Origin of the sequence: Pedobacter miscanthi, from assembly GCF_032678605.1 — a bacterium.
GTDB lineage: Bacteria > Bacteroidota > Bacteroidia > Sphingobacteriales > Sphingobacteriaceae > Pedobacter > Pedobacter miscanthi_A.
This window is the reverse complement of sequence record NZ_JAVTSU010000011.1, coordinates 142,123-156,898: the sequence shown is the minus strand read 5'-3', so window position 1 is coordinate 156,898 and position 14,776 is coordinate 142,123. Positions and strand designations below refer to the sequence as shown.

The window sequence follows — 14,776 nt, the reverse complement described above, 5'->3', positions numbered from 1 at the left end:
CAATCAAATAAATAATTTTGTAACATCTTACCCGCTACGCTTGTCTAAAAAAGAAAAAACATGGATAAACCACTCATTACTATAAAAGAAATTGGCCGTAAATATGTTATTGGATCTGAAGTTATTCATGCGCTAAAATCAGTTTCGTTAGATATCAATAAGGGCGAATTCGTAGCATTGATGGGGCCATCCGGTTCTGGCAAATCAACCCTGATGAATATTTTAGGCTGTTTGGATACACCTTCGAGCGGAACTTATATTTTAAACGGGACCAACGTAAGCCATATGACTGATGATGCACTTGCAGAAGTGCGTAACCAGGAAATCGGCTTCGTTTTCCAAACCTTTAACTTATTGCCGCGTTCCACTTCCTTAGATAACGTAGCGCTCCCTTTAATTTATGCAGGCACAAGCAAAAAAGACAGGGATGCAAGGGCCGCCAAAGCATTAGAAAACGTGGGTTTAGGTAACCGTATGGATCACAAACCAAACGAATTATCAGGTGGTCAGCGCCAGCGTGTGGCCGTAGCCAGGGCATTAATCAATAATCCATCTATCATTCTGGCTGATGAGCCTACTGGTAACTTAGATACCAAAACCTCAGTAGAAATTATGGGTTTGCTTGAAGAAATCCATAGTAAAGGCAATACCATCATTTTGGTAACGCACGAAGAAGATATTGCACAACATGCGCATCGGATTGTAAGGATGCGCGATGGATTGATCGAAAACGATTATTTAAATACCGATATTAAAAATGTTTCCCCACGTTTGCAGGCTTTAAAAGATAACGGCAGCGATTGGGAGAAAATGAACTAGGGCGTATGGTATAAGGTTTAAGGCGTAAGGTTTTACCCTAAACCTTACGCCTTAAACCTTCAACCTTTCTAAATGAAAATCTACACTAAAACCGGCGACAAGGGGCAAACATCATTAATTGGTGGTACCCGGGTTCCCAAATATCATTTGCGCATCGAAACTTACGGAACCGTTGATGAATTAAATTCGTACATCGGCTTAATCATGTGCCAGGATATTGACGCACACGATCAACAGCTGTTAAAGGAAATCCAGGATAGGTTATTTACGATAGGGGCATCACTTGCTGCCGATCCTGAAAAATCTAAAATGAAAATCCCTGACCTGCACCACGCTGACATTACCTTGCTGGAAAATGAGATGGATTTAATGAATGAAACACTGCCAGCTTTAAAGCATTTTGTGCTGCCAGGTGGAAATACTGTTGTTTCTTACTGCCATATTGCGCGTTGTGTTTGCAGAAGGGCGGAACGCCTGACAGTAGAACTTGCAGAAAATAGCTTTGTAGATGAGCACGTAACGATTTACTTGAACCGTTTGAGCGATTATTTGTTTGTTTTGGCACGAAAACTGAGCGCGTATTTCAAAGCAGAAGAAAACATTTGGATACCACGTGTTTAATAGTGGAAAAATAAGTTTGTTTTGCTCAAAAATTTTAATATACTTTGCGCTTAATAAGAATAAGAATTTAATAGAATTGAAGATATGTATTGGACATTAGAATTAGCATCGCACTTGGAAGACGCACCATGGCCTGCAACTAAAGACGAATTAATTGATTACGGTATCCGTTCTGGTGCCCCTGTAGAGGTAATTGAAAACTTACAGGCATTGGAAGATGATGGCGAGCCTTACGAAACGATTGAAGAAATATGGCCGGATTATCCGACTAAGGAGGATTTCTTCTTTAACGAAGACGAATATTAATAATTTGTTTAAATAGAAAATTTAAAAGGCAATTTCCCAAAAGGAAGTTGCCTTTTTTCTTTAGCACCTGCCAGACGTCGTTATCGCGAAGCCAATTTTTATTGAATGAAGCAATTTTAATGAGATCACTACAGGCGGTAACTTTAAGATTGCTTCGTACCTCGCCATAGGGATTTCTCTATTATGCTTTTATAAATAGCGAAGTGTAGCGTGTTGGATAGACCTGCTAAATCCTCCTCATTCATCACAAAGACATATTTTAAGCATTCTTTTTAAATAAAACTTACATTTTTTAAACAAAACTTAAAAGCCGCGTGTTAATAGAGCAATAATATAACATTGCTTAAAAAATTAACACTATGGGAAATTTATTGTATTTAGTCGCAGTAGTATTGGTAATACTATGGGTAATCGGATTTATATTTCACGGCTTCGGCGACGTTGGTAGTATAATCCACGTTTTATTGGTAATCGCAGTTATTGCAATCCTGCTTAAAGTTATTGGCAGGGCCGCATAAAATATATTTAGCGGGCATTTATAGGTTTAACATCGTTTAAACAGATGAAAATAAAAAGGAGCTTTAATGTTAATTGAAGCTCCTTTTTTTGTCGTGATCGTCATGCTGTACCGAATCTTCGGGATCAGCACCTTAGTATATCATTAGTGGAACCCTGGTTTTTAATTCTTTAGCAGCAACTCTGCAAGTTCGAGATCGATAGGGTAAGTGATTTTGATATTTCCCCTTTCGCCCTCAATAATATTGATATTGTAACCAATAGATTCTACTACACTGGCATCATCAGTAAAATGACCAGCAAAATCCTGATGATAAGCTTCTTTAAGCACATTAAGACTAAAGGTTTGTGGTGTTTGTACCAGGTAGATCTCATCGCGCTTTAAAGCTGATGTTTTTTCGTCTCTAAGCATGCGAACGCTATCGCTTGATTGTACGGCAGCAATCACGTTTCCTTGTGCCTCTGCCTCTTTAAAACAGTTGTCTATAAGAGATTTGGATATCAAGGGACGTACTGCATCATGTATGGCTACAAAGCTATCTTCCGTTATGGTTTCTATAGCGTTTTTTACCGAATGAAAGCGTTCATTACCGCCATCAATAACATCGTGAGGAATGCGAAAATTAAATTCTTCGCATAAACGCGCCCAGTAGCCTTGTTGCTCTTTGCTGAGTACCAATAAAATTCTGGGTTGTGTATCGCTTTGCGCAAAAGCTTTTATCGTATGCATCAAAACCGGGAGGTTTTTAAGCAGTAGAAATTGTTTTGGGGTTTCTGTTTGCATCCGATTTCCAGAACCGCCTGCTACAATTATAGCGTAGTATTTCATGTTTTAGTATCAAGATATAAGGAATCAAATATCAAGTATCAAGGTGATAATTCGTCCTTAATACTTGATACTCGCTACTTAATACTCGTTATCTTAATCCAAATTTAGATAATTAGCATGGCATCACCATAGCTGTAAAATTTATACTTTTCTTTTACGGCAACTTCGTATGCATTCATTACATTCTCGTAACCACCAAATGCACTAACCATCATCAATAAAGTAGATTCTGGTGTGTGGAAATTAGTAATCATCGAATTTGCAATACTGAAATCGTAAGGAGGGAAGATGAATTTACTTGTCCAGTCGTTTGCAGCTTTTAATGTTCTGTTAGCGGAAACGGCAGATTCGATAGCACGCATTGAAGTTGTTCCAACCGCGCAGATTTTTCTTTTCTCTTCTATTGCCTTATTCACGATACCTGCATCTTTAGGCTCGATAATGAACTGCTCAGAATCCATTTTGTGTTTGGTTAAATCCTCAACCTCAACAGTTCTGAAAGTACCTAAACCAACGTGTAAAGTTACTTCTGCGAATTCTATTCCCTTAAGCTCTAAACGTTTCATTAACTCACGGCTAAAGTGCAAACCAGCAGTTGGAGCCGCTACAGCACCTTCATGTTTAGCGAAAATAGTTTGATAACGTTCTTTATCTTCAGCTGTTGCTTTACGTTTAATGTATTTAGGAAGTGGTGTTTCTCCTAAAATTTCAACGTTTTTTCTAAACTCTTCGTCAGTACCTTCAAACAAGAAACGGATGGTACGGCCACGTGATGTAGTGTTATCTACAACCTCGGCTACCAACAGGTCGTCGTCGCCGAAGTATAATTTATTACCTACACGGATTTTACGGGCTGGATCTACCAAAACGTCCCATAAACGTAATTCCTTGTTTAATTCACGCAATAAGAAAACTTCGATAGTAGCACCGGTTTTCTCTTTATTGCCGTATAAACGGGCAGGAAAAACTTTAGTGTTATTTAATATCATTACGTCCTTGTCATCGAAATAACCTAAAACGTCTTTGAAAATTTTATGTTCAATTTTACCGCTGTCTTTATGCAATACCATTAGGCGGGCTTCATCGCGTTGTTCGGCCGGATTATTGGCTATTAATGATTCTGGTAAGTTGAATTTGAATTGTGATAATTTCATTCTTGATGAATTTTTTGAGGTGCAAAAATACGAATTTAATTTTTCTTTTCCGTATTTTATCAAACGCATTTAAAGTATATTATGTTTTACCTCATTTTAAAACAAATAATACGGCGTTTAGATGCGTAGTGCACATAAAATTAATTAGTTTTGAAGATAAGCTGTAACCTTTTCAACGGCTTTGCATCTAACCTTTAATTATGATAATCTTTAGGCTAATAGGCGAGAGTTTCCGTTTTGCATTTGATGCGTTGCGCCAGAATAAATTACGCACCATGTTATCGCTTTTGGCTATAACAATCGGTATTTTTACCATTATCGCTGTATTCTCTGCGGTAGATACTTTTCGTGGTAAATTACAATCGAGCGTAGATAAACTGGGTTCTAATACCATTTACGTTCAAAAGTGGCCATGGAGCTTTGGCGATAATTATCCCTGGTGGAAATATATGAACCGTCCTCAGCCCTCATTGCGTGATTTTGAAGCCTTAAGAGAAAGGATTGAAAATGCACAAGGTGTTACCTTCGAAATATCAACAAGTGACAGAACCATAAAATACCGAAGCAGCTCTGTAGAAGGGATTTCGGTTTGGGCAGCCTCACATGATTTTAATAAAACCTGGAATTTCGAACTTCAGGACGGCAGGTATTTTACCGAAAATGAAAGCAAAAACGGAACACCGGTATGTATTTTGGGCTCGGACGTAGCCGCCGGACTTTTTGACGGTGATGAAGCTGTAGGCAAACAGGTGCAAATTTTAGGCCGTAGGTTAACTGTGGTTGGCGTTTTCAAAAAAGAAGGGGAAGATATGTTGGGTACTTCGCTGGATAAAAACGTTAATATACCGATCAGCTTTGCTAAAGGCGTTTTAGATATTCAGAACGAGCGTTATGGTCCGCAGATTACCGTTCGTGGTAAAGATAATGTAAGTTTAGAAGAAGTAGAGAGCGAATTGAAAGGTTTGATGCGTTCTATCCATAGGATCAGGCCCGGACAAGAGGAAGATTTTGCCTTAAATAAAACCACGATCATTTCTAACCAATTGGATTCGATGTTTAAAATGGTAAACATTGCCGGCTGGGTAATCGGAGGGTTTTCGATTCTGGTTGGTGGCTTTAGTATTGCCAATATCATGTTTGTATCGGTTAAAGAACGCACCAATATTATTGGGATTCAAAAATCATTGGGTGCCAAAAATTACTTTATTTTATTACAGTTTATATTTGAATCAATTTCACTTTGTATTTTAGGTGGGTTGCTGGGCTTGCTCCTCGTCTTTCTACTCGCTTTAGCCATTGGGGCGGCAACAGATTTTCATATTATCCTTGGCTTAAATAATATTGCCCTGGGTATAGGTATTTCCATCATTATCGGAACGATTTCTGGTTTTTGGCCAGCTTATTCAGCTTCAAGATTAGATCCGGTGGAGGCGATTAGAAGTTAATTCAGTTTTCGGTTGCTATAAAACCATGGTAACGCTTAGCATTTTGCAAATACATTGGAGGTTTAATGACAGTGCAGAATCGTCATTGCCCGCTCCACTGGCAATCGTAATGCCTTAGTAGGGGTTGCAGGTTGCATTAAGATTCCCGCCTGCGCGGGAATGACGGCCGATTTTTTAAACCTGTCATTGATAGAGGTTAGAATTTTCAAATACATTGGAGGTTTAATGACATTGCGTAGAATCGTCATTGCCAGCTCGACTGGCAATCGTAATGCCTTGGTAGGGATTGCAGGTTGCATTAAGATTTCCGCCTGCGCGGGAATGACGACCATTCTTTAGAACCTGTCATTGATAGCCTGTAGAAGGACCTATGCTTTGTTTTTTAATTAGAATTCTTCGACAACAAGCTCAGACTGGCAAAAACCGCGCTTAACTTAACCTACATTAGACTTTTGCAATAGCCATTTTTAAAAAACTTTTCACTTCATCGTTGATGTCTTCTTTGAAATAAATTCTCAAATGGTGGTTAAATTGGTTGGTGCCGGGCACCTGGGCTATTTTAGAAAAACAGAGATTATCTAGATAAGCCTGATGAAAAGGAATAACTACATGCACAAAATTTTTACCGAGCTGTGTAATGTAAGCAAAAGTGGTTTTAGATTCAATGGCAATCATTGATTTGGTTGGATGGAGACTGATTTTACCCATCTCTGCCAGTTGATCCATAAAAAAACGGAATAACCCTAAGGTATATTCCGTTTTGCCGTTTAAAAAGTCTGATAAATATTTTTCTTCAGACACCATCTTTTTAATCCTCTAATAGTTTTGTTGCCGCCTCATCGGTAAACCAGGTTAATTTACCATCAACCGGATCGATTAACTGAGAAGGGTATAAGTCTGCATTTTTTTCTGCATCGCCAATTACATGTTTTAAGGCTTCTGCTTTGTTTTCTCCAAAAACCAAAAATGCTACATTATCGGCCTTGTTAATTAACGGAGCCGTAAAACTGATGCGGTAAGTATCCAGTTTTTCTACATATACGGAAGCCACATTTACTTCTTCATCTTTAACCAAAGTAGTATGCGGGAAAATAGACGCAGTGTGCGCATCATCGCCCATACCTAAAAGAATCAGGTCGAATACGATATCCTCACCTTTAAAATGTTGATCAATAGCTTTTTTATATTCAATAGCTGCTTTTTCGGGTGCTAAAGTAGTATTTACATAAAAAATGTGATCTTCTTTAATACCCAACGGATCTAAAATGGTTTTTTTAGCCATTAATCCGTTGTAGTTATCATCATTGGCCGGAACATTACGTTCGTCACCAAAAAAGAAGTACACTTTTTCCCAATCAATGCGGTGTTGACCTTCAGTAGCCAGAAAATGATAAAGCGCTTTAGGAGAACTTCCACCAGTTAATACGAAATTGAAACGATCGTTTTCTTCGATAGACATTTCTGCAATTTTAATTACATAATCTGCCAGATCCTGGTTAAGTTCTTCTAATGTTTTATATATGAGTAGATTCATTTTATTGTTTTAAGTAATGTCATGTTGAGCTTGTCGAAACACCTCTTTAAGTTCTTCGACAGGCTCAGAATGACAATTTATTGATGGCTATGAAACTATTTGACCATGAACCATCAACCTGATTTATTCCTTATTCTTTAATGGCAGGTTAAACCAATGGAAACCATCTCTTGCAATTAATGCTTCGGCTTCTTCCGGTCCCCAGCTATCGGCAGGGTAGTTCGGGAAATTAATTGATTTTTTGCTTTCCCAAGTATTTAAAATCGGCATTACCAGTTCCCATGCAGCTTCTACCTGGTCGCCTCGCATAAACAAAGTCTGATCGCCCATCATGGCATCTAATAACAGTGTTTCGTAAGCCTCCGGAGTGTCTCCATCATAGGTTCCTTTGTAATCGAAAACCATATCAACAGGGTTTAAAACCATATCTAAACCAGGTCTTTTTGCCTGTACCTGCATGCGGATACTCATTTCAGGCTGAATGCTGATTACCAGCCGATTTTGTTGCCAGTTTTCGGTTACACCTGATGAAAAGATCTGGTGAGGCACATCCCTAAACTGGATGGTAATTAAAGATGAAGTTTGGTTCAAACGTTTTCCTGTTCTTAAATAGAATGGAATACCCTGCCATCTCCAGTTATCGATGTGGAATTTTACTGCAGCAAAAGTTTCGGTATTAGAATGAGGATCTACACCTTTTTCCTGGCGGTAACCCGGAACTTCTTTACCTTCTACCCAGCCTTTGCTGTATTGACCGCGAACGGTGTGGAAACGGATATCTTCTGCAGAAAAAGGACGCATTGCTTTTAAAACCTCCACCTTACGGTTTCTGATTTCATCGGCATCAAAATTAATCGGGGCTTCCATGCCAATTAAACAAAGCAGTTGTAACAGGTGATTTTGGATCATATCCCTTAATGCACCGGAACCTTCGTAATAACCACCACGATCGGCTACGCCTAACTGTTCGGTTACGGAGATCTGAACGTGATCGATGTATGATCTGTTCCACAATGGTTCAAAAAGGGCATTGGCAAAGCGGAATGCCATCATGTTCTGAACGGTCTCTTTACCTAAATAGTGATCAATACGATAAATCTGCTTTTCGGTAAAGATGGTTGCCAATAAAGTATTTAATTCTTTTGCCGACTCTAAATCGTGACCAAAAGGCTTTTCAATAACGATACGACTGTTATCTTCGTCCTGCGTAAGTTTATATTTCTGTAAACACTCTGCAATAATAGGGAAGAAGTTAGGTGCAACGGCCAGGTAGAAAATTACCTGTGTACCTGCTCCATATTCTTTCTGGTATTTTTCTACAGCCTCTTTAAGGTTTTCGAATGTTTTTGGCTGGGCAAAATCGGTAGGGCAGTAGTGGATGGTGTTTCCAAAATTCTCCCATTTTTCCTTTTTTACTTTTCCGCTACGGCTAAACTGGTTTACGGCATCTTCTAAGGCAGCTTTATAGCTGTCATCAGTAAATTCAGTTCTGCCTGTACCAATAATGGCAAACTTATCTGGCATATAACCCTCTATAAATAAGTTATATAGGGCAGGTGCTAGTTTTCTTTTGTTTAAATCACCTGTTCCACCAAATATTACAAAAATGGTAGGGTTTAATGCGGTTTTGGTTTTCATTTTATATTGTTGTTCGTGAATCAAATAGGTTATGATAATTTATTCCAGTCGGCATGGAAAACACCTTCTTTATCTATACGCTCAAAAGTGTGCGCACCGAAGAAATCTCTTTGTGCCTGGATTAAATTAGAAGGCATTCTGCCGGTGGTAATGGTATCAAAATAGGTTAAGGTAGATGCAAACGCAGGAATACCCAGGCCTGAAATGATACATGCACCAATAGTTTTGCGTGTACCAGCTAAAGTACCTTTAATGATGTTCTGGATACCGGCATCGCCAAATAAATGTTCTAAAGTGTTGTTTTTATCGTAAGCCTGATAAATATCTTCTAAAAATTTAGCCCTGATGATACAGCCACCACGCCAGATTTTAGCAATTTCTTGCAATTGCAGATCGTATTTATATTCTTTCGAAGCCTGAACCAATAAGTGCATACCTTGTGCATAAGCACTGATCATAGAGAAGTAAAATGCATCTTCCAGTTCTTCAATGGTTACCTCTATTTTGGTGTCTTTTTTACCGAAAGCTTCTTCTAAAGAAACCCTTAAGGCTTTAAATTTAGATAAATCACGGTTAGAAACAGCTTCGTTAATGGTTGGAATTGGCAATTGAAGTTCCATTGAAACCTCTGAAGTCCACTTTCCGGTACCTTTTGAACGGGCTTCATCTTTAATCTGATCTAAAAGATCGTTTTGTGTTTCAGTATCTTTAAATAAGAAGATTTCAGCCGTAATTTCCAATAAGAAAGATTGCAATCTGCCTTCATTCCATTTTTTAAATACTTTATAAATTTCGTCGTTGGAGTAGCCTAAACCATTTTTAAGAATACCATACACTTCGGCAATCAGTTCCATAATGGCATATTCGATACCATTGTGCACCATTTTAACAAAGTGACCAGAAGCGCCTGGACCAATATAAGTTACACAAGGATCGGTACCTACTTTTGCCGCAACAGCGTCGAAAACATCTTTAACTACGTTATAAGCTTGTTTATCACCACCTGGCATCATACTTGGACCAAAACGTGCACCTTCTTCACCACCAGAAATACCCATTCCGAAGAAATGCAGGCCATCTTTTTCCAATTCATCTACACGGCGGTTGGTATCGGTAAAATGTGAGTTACCGCTATCAATAATGATATCACCTTTGCTTAAAAGTGGTTTTAACTCTGCAATAACACTATCTACAATTGGTCCGGCAGGCACTAATAAAATTAATGTACGGGGTGTTTCTAAGCTCGAAATAAAGCTTTCAATATGATCAAACCCTTCTAAATTATGCTTTTTACCTTCTTCTTCAAGCTTAGCGATCATCTTACGGTCTTTATCGTAACCCGTTACAGAAAAACCCTTATCAGCCATATTTAACAAAAGGTTGCGGCCCATAGTGCCCAAACCAATCATTCCCAATTTATATTTTTTCGAATCGTTATTTGCCATTTTTTATTTTTTAGAATGCACCCAAAATTAGGGTTTACAAATTAATATTGCAGCTATTGTTGTTAAAAGATTGTAATAAAGATCAATTATTTTTTAGGTTCAACCGTAAAGATATTGTACTTATCGGCCAGTTTCCAAAGTTTCGCACCGCCTTTAATGCCATCTCTGTTGGTTACGATTTTTATATTATCTTCGAGCTTGAAATCAATCTGTTTCGAATTTCCGCCACCTATATATAAGGTATCGTAATTGAAAACGGTTTTATAAATTTCGATTACCTTTTTTAACCTTTTGTTCCAGCGCTCGGTACCGATTTTTTCGAAAGCCTTATTTCCAATGTAATCATCATAATCTTCTTCCTTATTGATCGGGAAATGTGCCAATTCTAAATGTGGAAGCAATTCTCCATCAAATAACAGTGCTGTACCAAAGCCGGTGCCCACAGTAAAAACAATTTCAAAACCTTTACCATCAACCACACCTAAGCCCTGCTGGTCGGCATCGTTTACCAAACGTACAGGTTTGCCAAGCTCGTTGGCTACACGTTGGGCAAGATCAATATCTGCCCATTTGTTTTTAGCGAGGTTGGGAGCGGTTTTAACAATCCCGTTTTTAACGTAACCCGGAAATCCGATCGATACCCGGTTATAACTATCAGGAAAAGGCTTAATCAACTCCACTATACCGGTAACAATATCTTTTGGTGTAGCCTCTGGCGGGGTTTTACTTTTTAAATATTCGGTAAGCATGTTCCCACCTTCATCTAAAAGAACGGTTTTTATACTGGTTCCGCCAATATCTATCGATAATATATTGTTGTTTTCAGCTTTTTTCTGTGTAGCCATAATTCTGTATTTATAATTCCGAAGTTCTACAAATAAATTAAAACAACAAACATTAAATCAAGATGGAAGTAATTTATGTGTAATAATATATTCTATAAAATCTATGTATTTAATAGAATATTTTTATGTTTGTTGCGTTAAATTAAAAAAGACCAAATTGTTATGACGGTAAACTACCTGGCATTTGCTATACCAGCATTTTTTATTTTTGTGTATATAGAATTTAAGATCGCCCGGCATCAAAATAAGGCGAAAATTTTTAAATACGAAAGTACGGTTGCAAATTTTAGTGTAGGCATTGCCGAAAGGTTATTAAACCTGTTTATTGCTGCCAGTTTTTACCAGGTTTACAGATGGGTTTATAGCAGTTATGCCATTTTTGATATTTCTACCAAATGGTATGTATGGATATTGTTATTACTTGCTACCGACCTGGTTTGGTATTGGTACCACAGGTTAGGGCATGAGATTAATTTTTTGTGGGCAGCGCATATTGTACACCACCAGAGCGAAGAGTTTAATTTATCGGCAGCGGCCAGGATTACGACTATTCAGGCCGTTTTCCGAAATGTGTTCTGGTGCATCCTGCCACTGGTTGGTTTTCATCCCAATATGATCATCACCATTTTGCTGGCACATGGCGCTTATTCGTTTTTTACACATACACAACTGATTGGCAAATTGGGCTGGCTCGAAAATATATTCATTACACCTTCTTTACATGGTGTTCACCACGCGTCAGACGAAAAATACCTGGATAAAAATTACGGCGACGTTTTTGTTTTCTGGGATAAATTATTTGACACCTTTCAAAAAGAAGAAGAAGCACCGAAATATGGTTTAACACATCCCATTAAAAGTTATAGTTTCCTATGGCAACATTTCCATTATTACCTGGAAATTGCAGAAGCCTACAGGCGTGCAGATGGATTTAAAGCGAAATGGAATGCTGTTTTTGGTAGTCCGGCGCTAATGGATCAGAATATCAGGCCGGTTTTGGAAGAACGTTATTATCAGAACAAAATTCAGCATGACGTTAAACCCAAACCGAAGTTTAAAATCTATTTAAATATCCAGTTAATTATGGTGGTGGCCATGCTTACCGGAAGTACCATGTTTTACGGGTATTTAACTATGGTACATAAAATGGCCATTGCAATTTTTATTTTGGTTACACTGATTAATATTGGGGCGCTGCTGGAACAGCGAAAGTGGATTTACTACCTGGAATGTTTCAGGCTGATCCTCGTATTTGGTTATTTCTTCTATACATTCAATATCATTGAACTGTTGATATTTCCTGTTGTAGGCCTGATCATTCTTGAACGGAATTTCTCGTTGAACAGCCTTTATAAAAAGCACGTTCTGAATATTAGCACAACACAATTAATACATCGGTAACTTAAAGGCAAAGTTTACTTAATATTACCGTAATGTTGCCCTGCTACTTTTGCATCCAAGATGAAGGATGTATATTTAAGCAAAAGTGATGAAGATTTGATGTGTTTACTGGTCAATCAGGACAGCCTTGCACTCGAAACGCTTTTTAACAGGTATTATCCCGCCTTATGTAAATTTACCTCCATTTATATTAAGGATTACAATAAAGCGGAAGAACTGGTTGCAGATCTTTTTATGAAACTGTGGGACAAACGGAATGAGCTTCAGATCAAATCGATCAGGAAATACCTCTTTACGGCTGCTAAAAATTTATCCTTCAATGAAATCCAGCGGGTAAAATTAAACATCTTAAGTTTAAACGATCATGAAAATACGCTTGATTATCCTGACGGTTATTTAAACCCACAAGAACTTTTAACCAGCAGGGAATCTTATTCAGAGATTATTGCTCTAATTAATCTCCTGCCTGAAAGACAAAGGGAAGTGCTTTTAATGAGCCGTATCGAGATGCTTGAAAAAAATATTATCGCCGATTTATTGAGTATTTCGGTAAGAACGGTAGAAACTTTATTATACCAGGCCGTTAAAAACTTCCGTTCCTTAACTACCAACCGATCGGCTATATAATTAACTATTCTTTGCCTGCTTACAAGGTTAAAACCTGGTTACTTTAAGAACGATCATTTAATTACATTAGTTTTGATTGGAAAAGCAGATTCAGTTTTCCATAGGCTTTTTCTGTCCCGCTTTTGGTACGAGCTCCGATGAAAAATCGGAAGCTCTTCCCGGCAATCGGGTTTATTTAACCCAGGGCTGTTGCTCATAAGTTAAAGCATTTTGCACCGGCAGATTCGGATGGTTTGCAACAGGTTTTTGTGTTTAAACCCTAAAGGAGGGGCTGGCGGTGCTAAAGTTTCTATAAAACACTTACTTTTCATTTCCAAACCCTAAAAATTAGTTATCCATCATTTAAGATGATACGCTTTATTAAATTAGCGATGGATTTAGCCTACCCATCAATTCTTTATACTTAACAATTTGTTAACAATAACTTGATGTTTTTCGCTACGTATCCTTTCCTTATAATCTGTCTTACTCCCAGAACAGCATGATTAAATGGACGAACGTTATTACAAATTAATAGAAGATTACAGCAAAAAAACCATTGGCAGTGAAGATTTAACTGATTTACTGCTATGGGTAGGGAGCAATCAGCAGAATCAGCAGATTTTCAGAGAAACGCTGCAAGCTTTTGAAACCGCAGATTATTACCTGAACAAACCTGTAAATCAGCAAAAAAGCTGGTCGGCCATTCAACAGCATATCGAAAAGGGCACCGTTGATCAGTTTCCGGTTGCGAGGAAAATAAATTTCACTAAATATTTTACAATGGCTGCAGCAATAGTGGTGATTGCATTGTTACCGTTGCTGTATTTTAATAATTTTCATCCAAAAAAGGCTGATCCGGTTGTTTACAATGAAATTTATAACCCACGCGGACAAAAAAGGTTGGTTACCATGCCTGATGGTTCTAATATTTACCTAAATGGCGATAGTAAAATCCGTTATGCGCTAAATTTTAATACCGGCAAAAGGATCGTTTATTTAGAAGGCGAAGCTTTTTTTGATGTGCAGCACCGTACCAAACAACCTTTTATTGTACACACGGGAGAAGTAAGTACCACCGTTTTGGGAACTTCATTCAATATTAATGCTTACCCATCTTTAAAGGCCATCACCATTACTGTTCAAACGGGTAAAGTAGGCGTAGTATTTAAAAATAAGGATAAAGTGCATCCTGTTCAATTTCTTTTACCAAATGAACAGCTTACCATTAATAAAAATAATGGTAAGCTTATAAAAACGCAGGTAAACGCCATCGATTTTGATGGGTGGAGGGAATATAAAATCTTTTTTTACGATAAACCCCTGGCAGAAATAGCAGAAGTAATTGCCCGTGAGTACGACCTGGATATTGAAATTAAAACTGAAGCTTTAAAAGAGGTGAAGCTTACTGCAAAATTTGATAAGTGTTCGGCCAAGCAGATTATGGATGTAATTGCGAAGCTATCGGACTCAAAATACAAAATCTATGAAAATAAAGTAATCATTTATTAACGATAAACTATAAAAATAGATATGATATAAAATTACTAAAGACGAAAAATGACCCGAAATGCTGGACACATTCCGAGTCCTAAAAACTGTATACTCATTTGACAA

15 protein-coding genes are annotated in these 14,776 nt (G+C 37.8%); 8 read left to right on the top strand and 7 right to left on the bottom strand.

Annotated elements, in window-relative coordinates:
- Window positions 1-60: 60 nt before the first annotated feature.
- The 4 genes from R2R28_RS17460 (at window position 61) to R2R28_RS17445 (ending at window position 2,264) form a co-directional block, all read left to right on the top strand.
- Window positions 61-819 (top strand): ABC transporter ATP-binding protein, encoded by a 759-nt coding sequence (locus tag R2R28_RS17460; protein ID WP_316826971.1) that lies wholly within the window; start codon window positions 61-63, stop codon window positions 817-819.
- Between the two features lie 72 nt (window positions 820-891).
- Window positions 892-1,440, top strand: a complete 549-nt coding sequence (locus R2R28_RS17455; RefSeq protein WP_316826970.1) for a cob(I)yrinic acid a,c-diamide adenosyltransferase — start codon at window positions 892-894, stop codon at window positions 1,438-1,440.
- 84 nt (window positions 1,441-1,524) lie between these two features.
- Window positions 1,525-1,746 (top strand): DUF2795 domain-containing protein, encoded by a 222-nt coding sequence (locus R2R28_RS17450; protein ID WP_010603503.1) that lies wholly within the window; start codon window positions 1,525-1,527, stop codon window positions 1,744-1,746.
- A gap of 359 nt (window positions 1,747-2,105) precedes the next feature.
- The gene (locus tag R2R28_RS17445; RefSeq protein WP_316826969.1) at window positions 2,106-2,264 is read left to right on the top strand and encodes a lmo0937 family membrane protein; all 159 of its coding nucleotides are present in this window, start codon (window positions 2,106-2,108) and stop codon (window positions 2,262-2,264) included.
- Between the two features lie 161 nt (window positions 2,265-2,425).
- Here the strand turns inward: R2R28_RS17445 and R2R28_RS17440 are convergent, their stop codons facing one another.
- Window positions 2,426-3,091: a 2-C-methyl-D-erythritol 4-phosphate cytidylyltransferase gene (locus R2R28_RS17440; RefSeq protein WP_316826968.1), complete on the bottom strand. Its 666-nt coding sequence runs from the start codon at window positions 3,089-3,091 to the stop codon at window positions 2,426-2,428.
- A gap of 104 nt (window positions 3,092-3,195) precedes the next feature.
- Complete coding sequence (gene queA, locus R2R28_RS17435) at window positions 3,196-4,245, bottom strand: tRNA preQ1(34) S-adenosylmethionine ribosyltransferase-isomerase QueA (RefSeq protein ID WP_316826967.1); 1,050 nt, start codon at window positions 4,243-4,245, stop codon at window positions 3,196-3,198.
- Between the two features lie 200 nt (window positions 4,246-4,445).
- Here queA and R2R28_RS17430 point away from each other — a divergent pair, with 200 nt between their 5' ends.
- Window positions 4,446-5,690, top strand: coding sequence for an ABC transporter permease (locus tag R2R28_RS17430; protein WP_316826966.1), 1,245 nt, complete (start codon window positions 4,446-4,448; stop codon window positions 5,688-5,690).
- Window positions 5,691-6,134: 444 nt separating this feature from the next.
- Here the strand turns inward: R2R28_RS17430 and R2R28_RS17425 are convergent, their stop codons facing one another.
- The 5 genes from R2R28_RS17425 to R2R28_RS17405 all read right to left on the bottom strand — a co-directional run bounded on the left by R2R28_RS17425 (window position 6,135) and on the right by R2R28_RS17405 (window position 11,152).
- Window positions 6,135-6,494 carry a DUF5655 domain-containing protein gene (locus tag R2R28_RS17425; protein WP_316826965.1) on the bottom strand — a complete coding sequence of 120 codons (360 nt, stop codon included), beginning with the start codon at window positions 6,492-6,494 and terminating at the stop codon, window positions 6,135-6,137.
- Window positions 6,495-6,498: 4 nt separating this feature from the next.
- On the bottom strand, window positions 6,499-7,224 hold the full coding sequence (pgl, locus tag R2R28_RS17420; RefSeq protein ID WP_316826964.1) for a 6-phosphogluconolactonase: 726 nt from the start codon (window positions 7,222-7,224) through the stop codon (window positions 6,499-6,501).
- Window positions 7,225-7,347: 123 nt separating this feature from the next.
- Window positions 7,348-8,862, bottom strand: coding sequence for a glucose-6-phosphate dehydrogenase (zwf, locus tag R2R28_RS17415; protein WP_316826963.1), 1,515 nt, complete (start codon window positions 8,860-8,862; stop codon window positions 7,348-7,350).
- Window positions 8,863-8,891: 29 nt separating this feature from the next.
- Entirely contained in the window at window positions 8,892-10,307 is a 1,416-nt protein-coding gene (gene gndA, locus R2R28_RS17410; protein ID WP_316826962.1) for an NADP-dependent phosphogluconate dehydrogenase, read from the bottom strand.
- Window positions 10,308-10,393: 86 nt separating this feature from the next.
- Window positions 10,394-11,152 (bottom strand): ROK family protein, encoded by a 759-nt coding sequence (locus R2R28_RS17405; protein WP_316826961.1) that lies wholly within the window; start codon window positions 11,150-11,152, stop codon window positions 10,394-10,396.
- Window positions 11,153-11,314: 162 nt separating this feature from the next.
- Between R2R28_RS17405 and R2R28_RS17400 the strand changes: the two genes are divergently transcribed.
- From R2R28_RS17400 to R2R28_RS17390, 3 genes are all read left to right on the top strand, one after another.
- Window positions 11,315-12,553, top strand: coding sequence for a sterol desaturase family protein (locus tag R2R28_RS17400; protein WP_316826960.1), 1,239 nt, complete (start codon window positions 11,315-11,317; stop codon window positions 12,551-12,553).
- A gap of 60 nt (window positions 12,554-12,613) precedes the next feature.
- On the top strand, window positions 12,614-13,180 hold the full coding sequence (locus R2R28_RS17395; protein WP_316826959.1) for an RNA polymerase sigma factor: 567 nt from the start codon (window positions 12,614-12,616) through the stop codon (window positions 13,178-13,180).
- A gap of 489 nt (window positions 13,181-13,669) precedes the next feature.
- The gene (locus R2R28_RS17390; protein ID WP_316826958.1) at window positions 13,670-14,671 is read left to right on the top strand and encodes a FecR family protein; all 1,002 of its coding nucleotides are present in this window, start codon (window positions 13,670-13,672) and stop codon (window positions 14,669-14,671) included.
- The last annotated feature ends 105 nt before the right edge of the window (window positions 14,672-14,776 follow it).

Coding starts and splice junctions, on each gene's coding strand:
- R2R28_RS17400 (WP_316826960.1), top strand. CDS start 11,315: ATGACGGTAAACTACCTGGCATTTGCTATACCAGCATTTTTTATTTTT.
- pgl (WP_316826964.1), bottom strand. CDS start 7,224: ATGAATCTACTCATATATAAAACATTAGAAGAACTTAACCAGGATCTG.
- R2R28_RS17430 (WP_316826966.1), top strand. CDS start 4,446: ATGATAATCTTTAGGCTAATAGGCGAGAGTTTCCGTTTTGCATTTGAT.
- R2R28_RS17460 (WP_316826971.1), top strand. CDS start 61: ATGGATAAACCACTCATTACTATAAAAGAAATTGGCCGTAAATATGTT.
- gndA (WP_316826962.1), bottom strand. CDS start 10,307: ATGGCAAATAACGATTCGAAAAAATATAAATTGGGAATGATTGGTTTG.
- R2R28_RS17450 (WP_010603503.1), top strand. CDS start 1,525: ATGTATTGGACATTAGAATTAGCATCGCACTTGGAAGACGCACCATGG.
- R2R28_RS17440 (WP_316826968.1), bottom strand. CDS start 3,091: ATGAAATACTACGCTATAATTGTAGCAGGCGGTTCTGGAAATCGGATG.
- R2R28_RS17445 (WP_316826969.1), top strand. CDS start 2,106: ATGGGAAATTTATTGTATTTAGTCGCAGTAGTATTGGTAATACTATGG.
- R2R28_RS17405 (WP_316826961.1), bottom strand. CDS start 11,152: ATGGCTACACAGAAAAAAGCTGAAAACAACAATATATTATCGATAGAT.
- queA (WP_316826967.1), bottom strand. CDS start 4,245: ATGAAATTATCACAATTCAAATTCAACTTACCAGAATCATTAATAGCC.
- R2R28_RS17425 (WP_316826965.1), bottom strand. CDS start 6,494: ATGGTGTCTGAAGAAAAATATTTATCAGACTTTTTAAACGGCAAAACG.
- R2R28_RS17395 (WP_316826959.1), top strand. CDS start 12,614: ATGAAGGATGTATATTTAAGCAAAAGTGATGAAGATTTGATGTGTTTA.
- R2R28_RS17390 (WP_316826958.1), top strand. CDS start 13,670: ATGGACGAACGTTATTACAAATTAATAGAAGATTACAGCAAAAAAACC.
- R2R28_RS17455 (WP_316826970.1), top strand. CDS start 892: ATGAAAATCTACACTAAAACCGGCGACAAGGGGCAAACATCATTAATT.
- zwf (WP_316826963.1), bottom strand. CDS start 8,862: ATGAAAACCAAAACCGCATTAAACCCTACCATTTTTGTAATATTTGGT.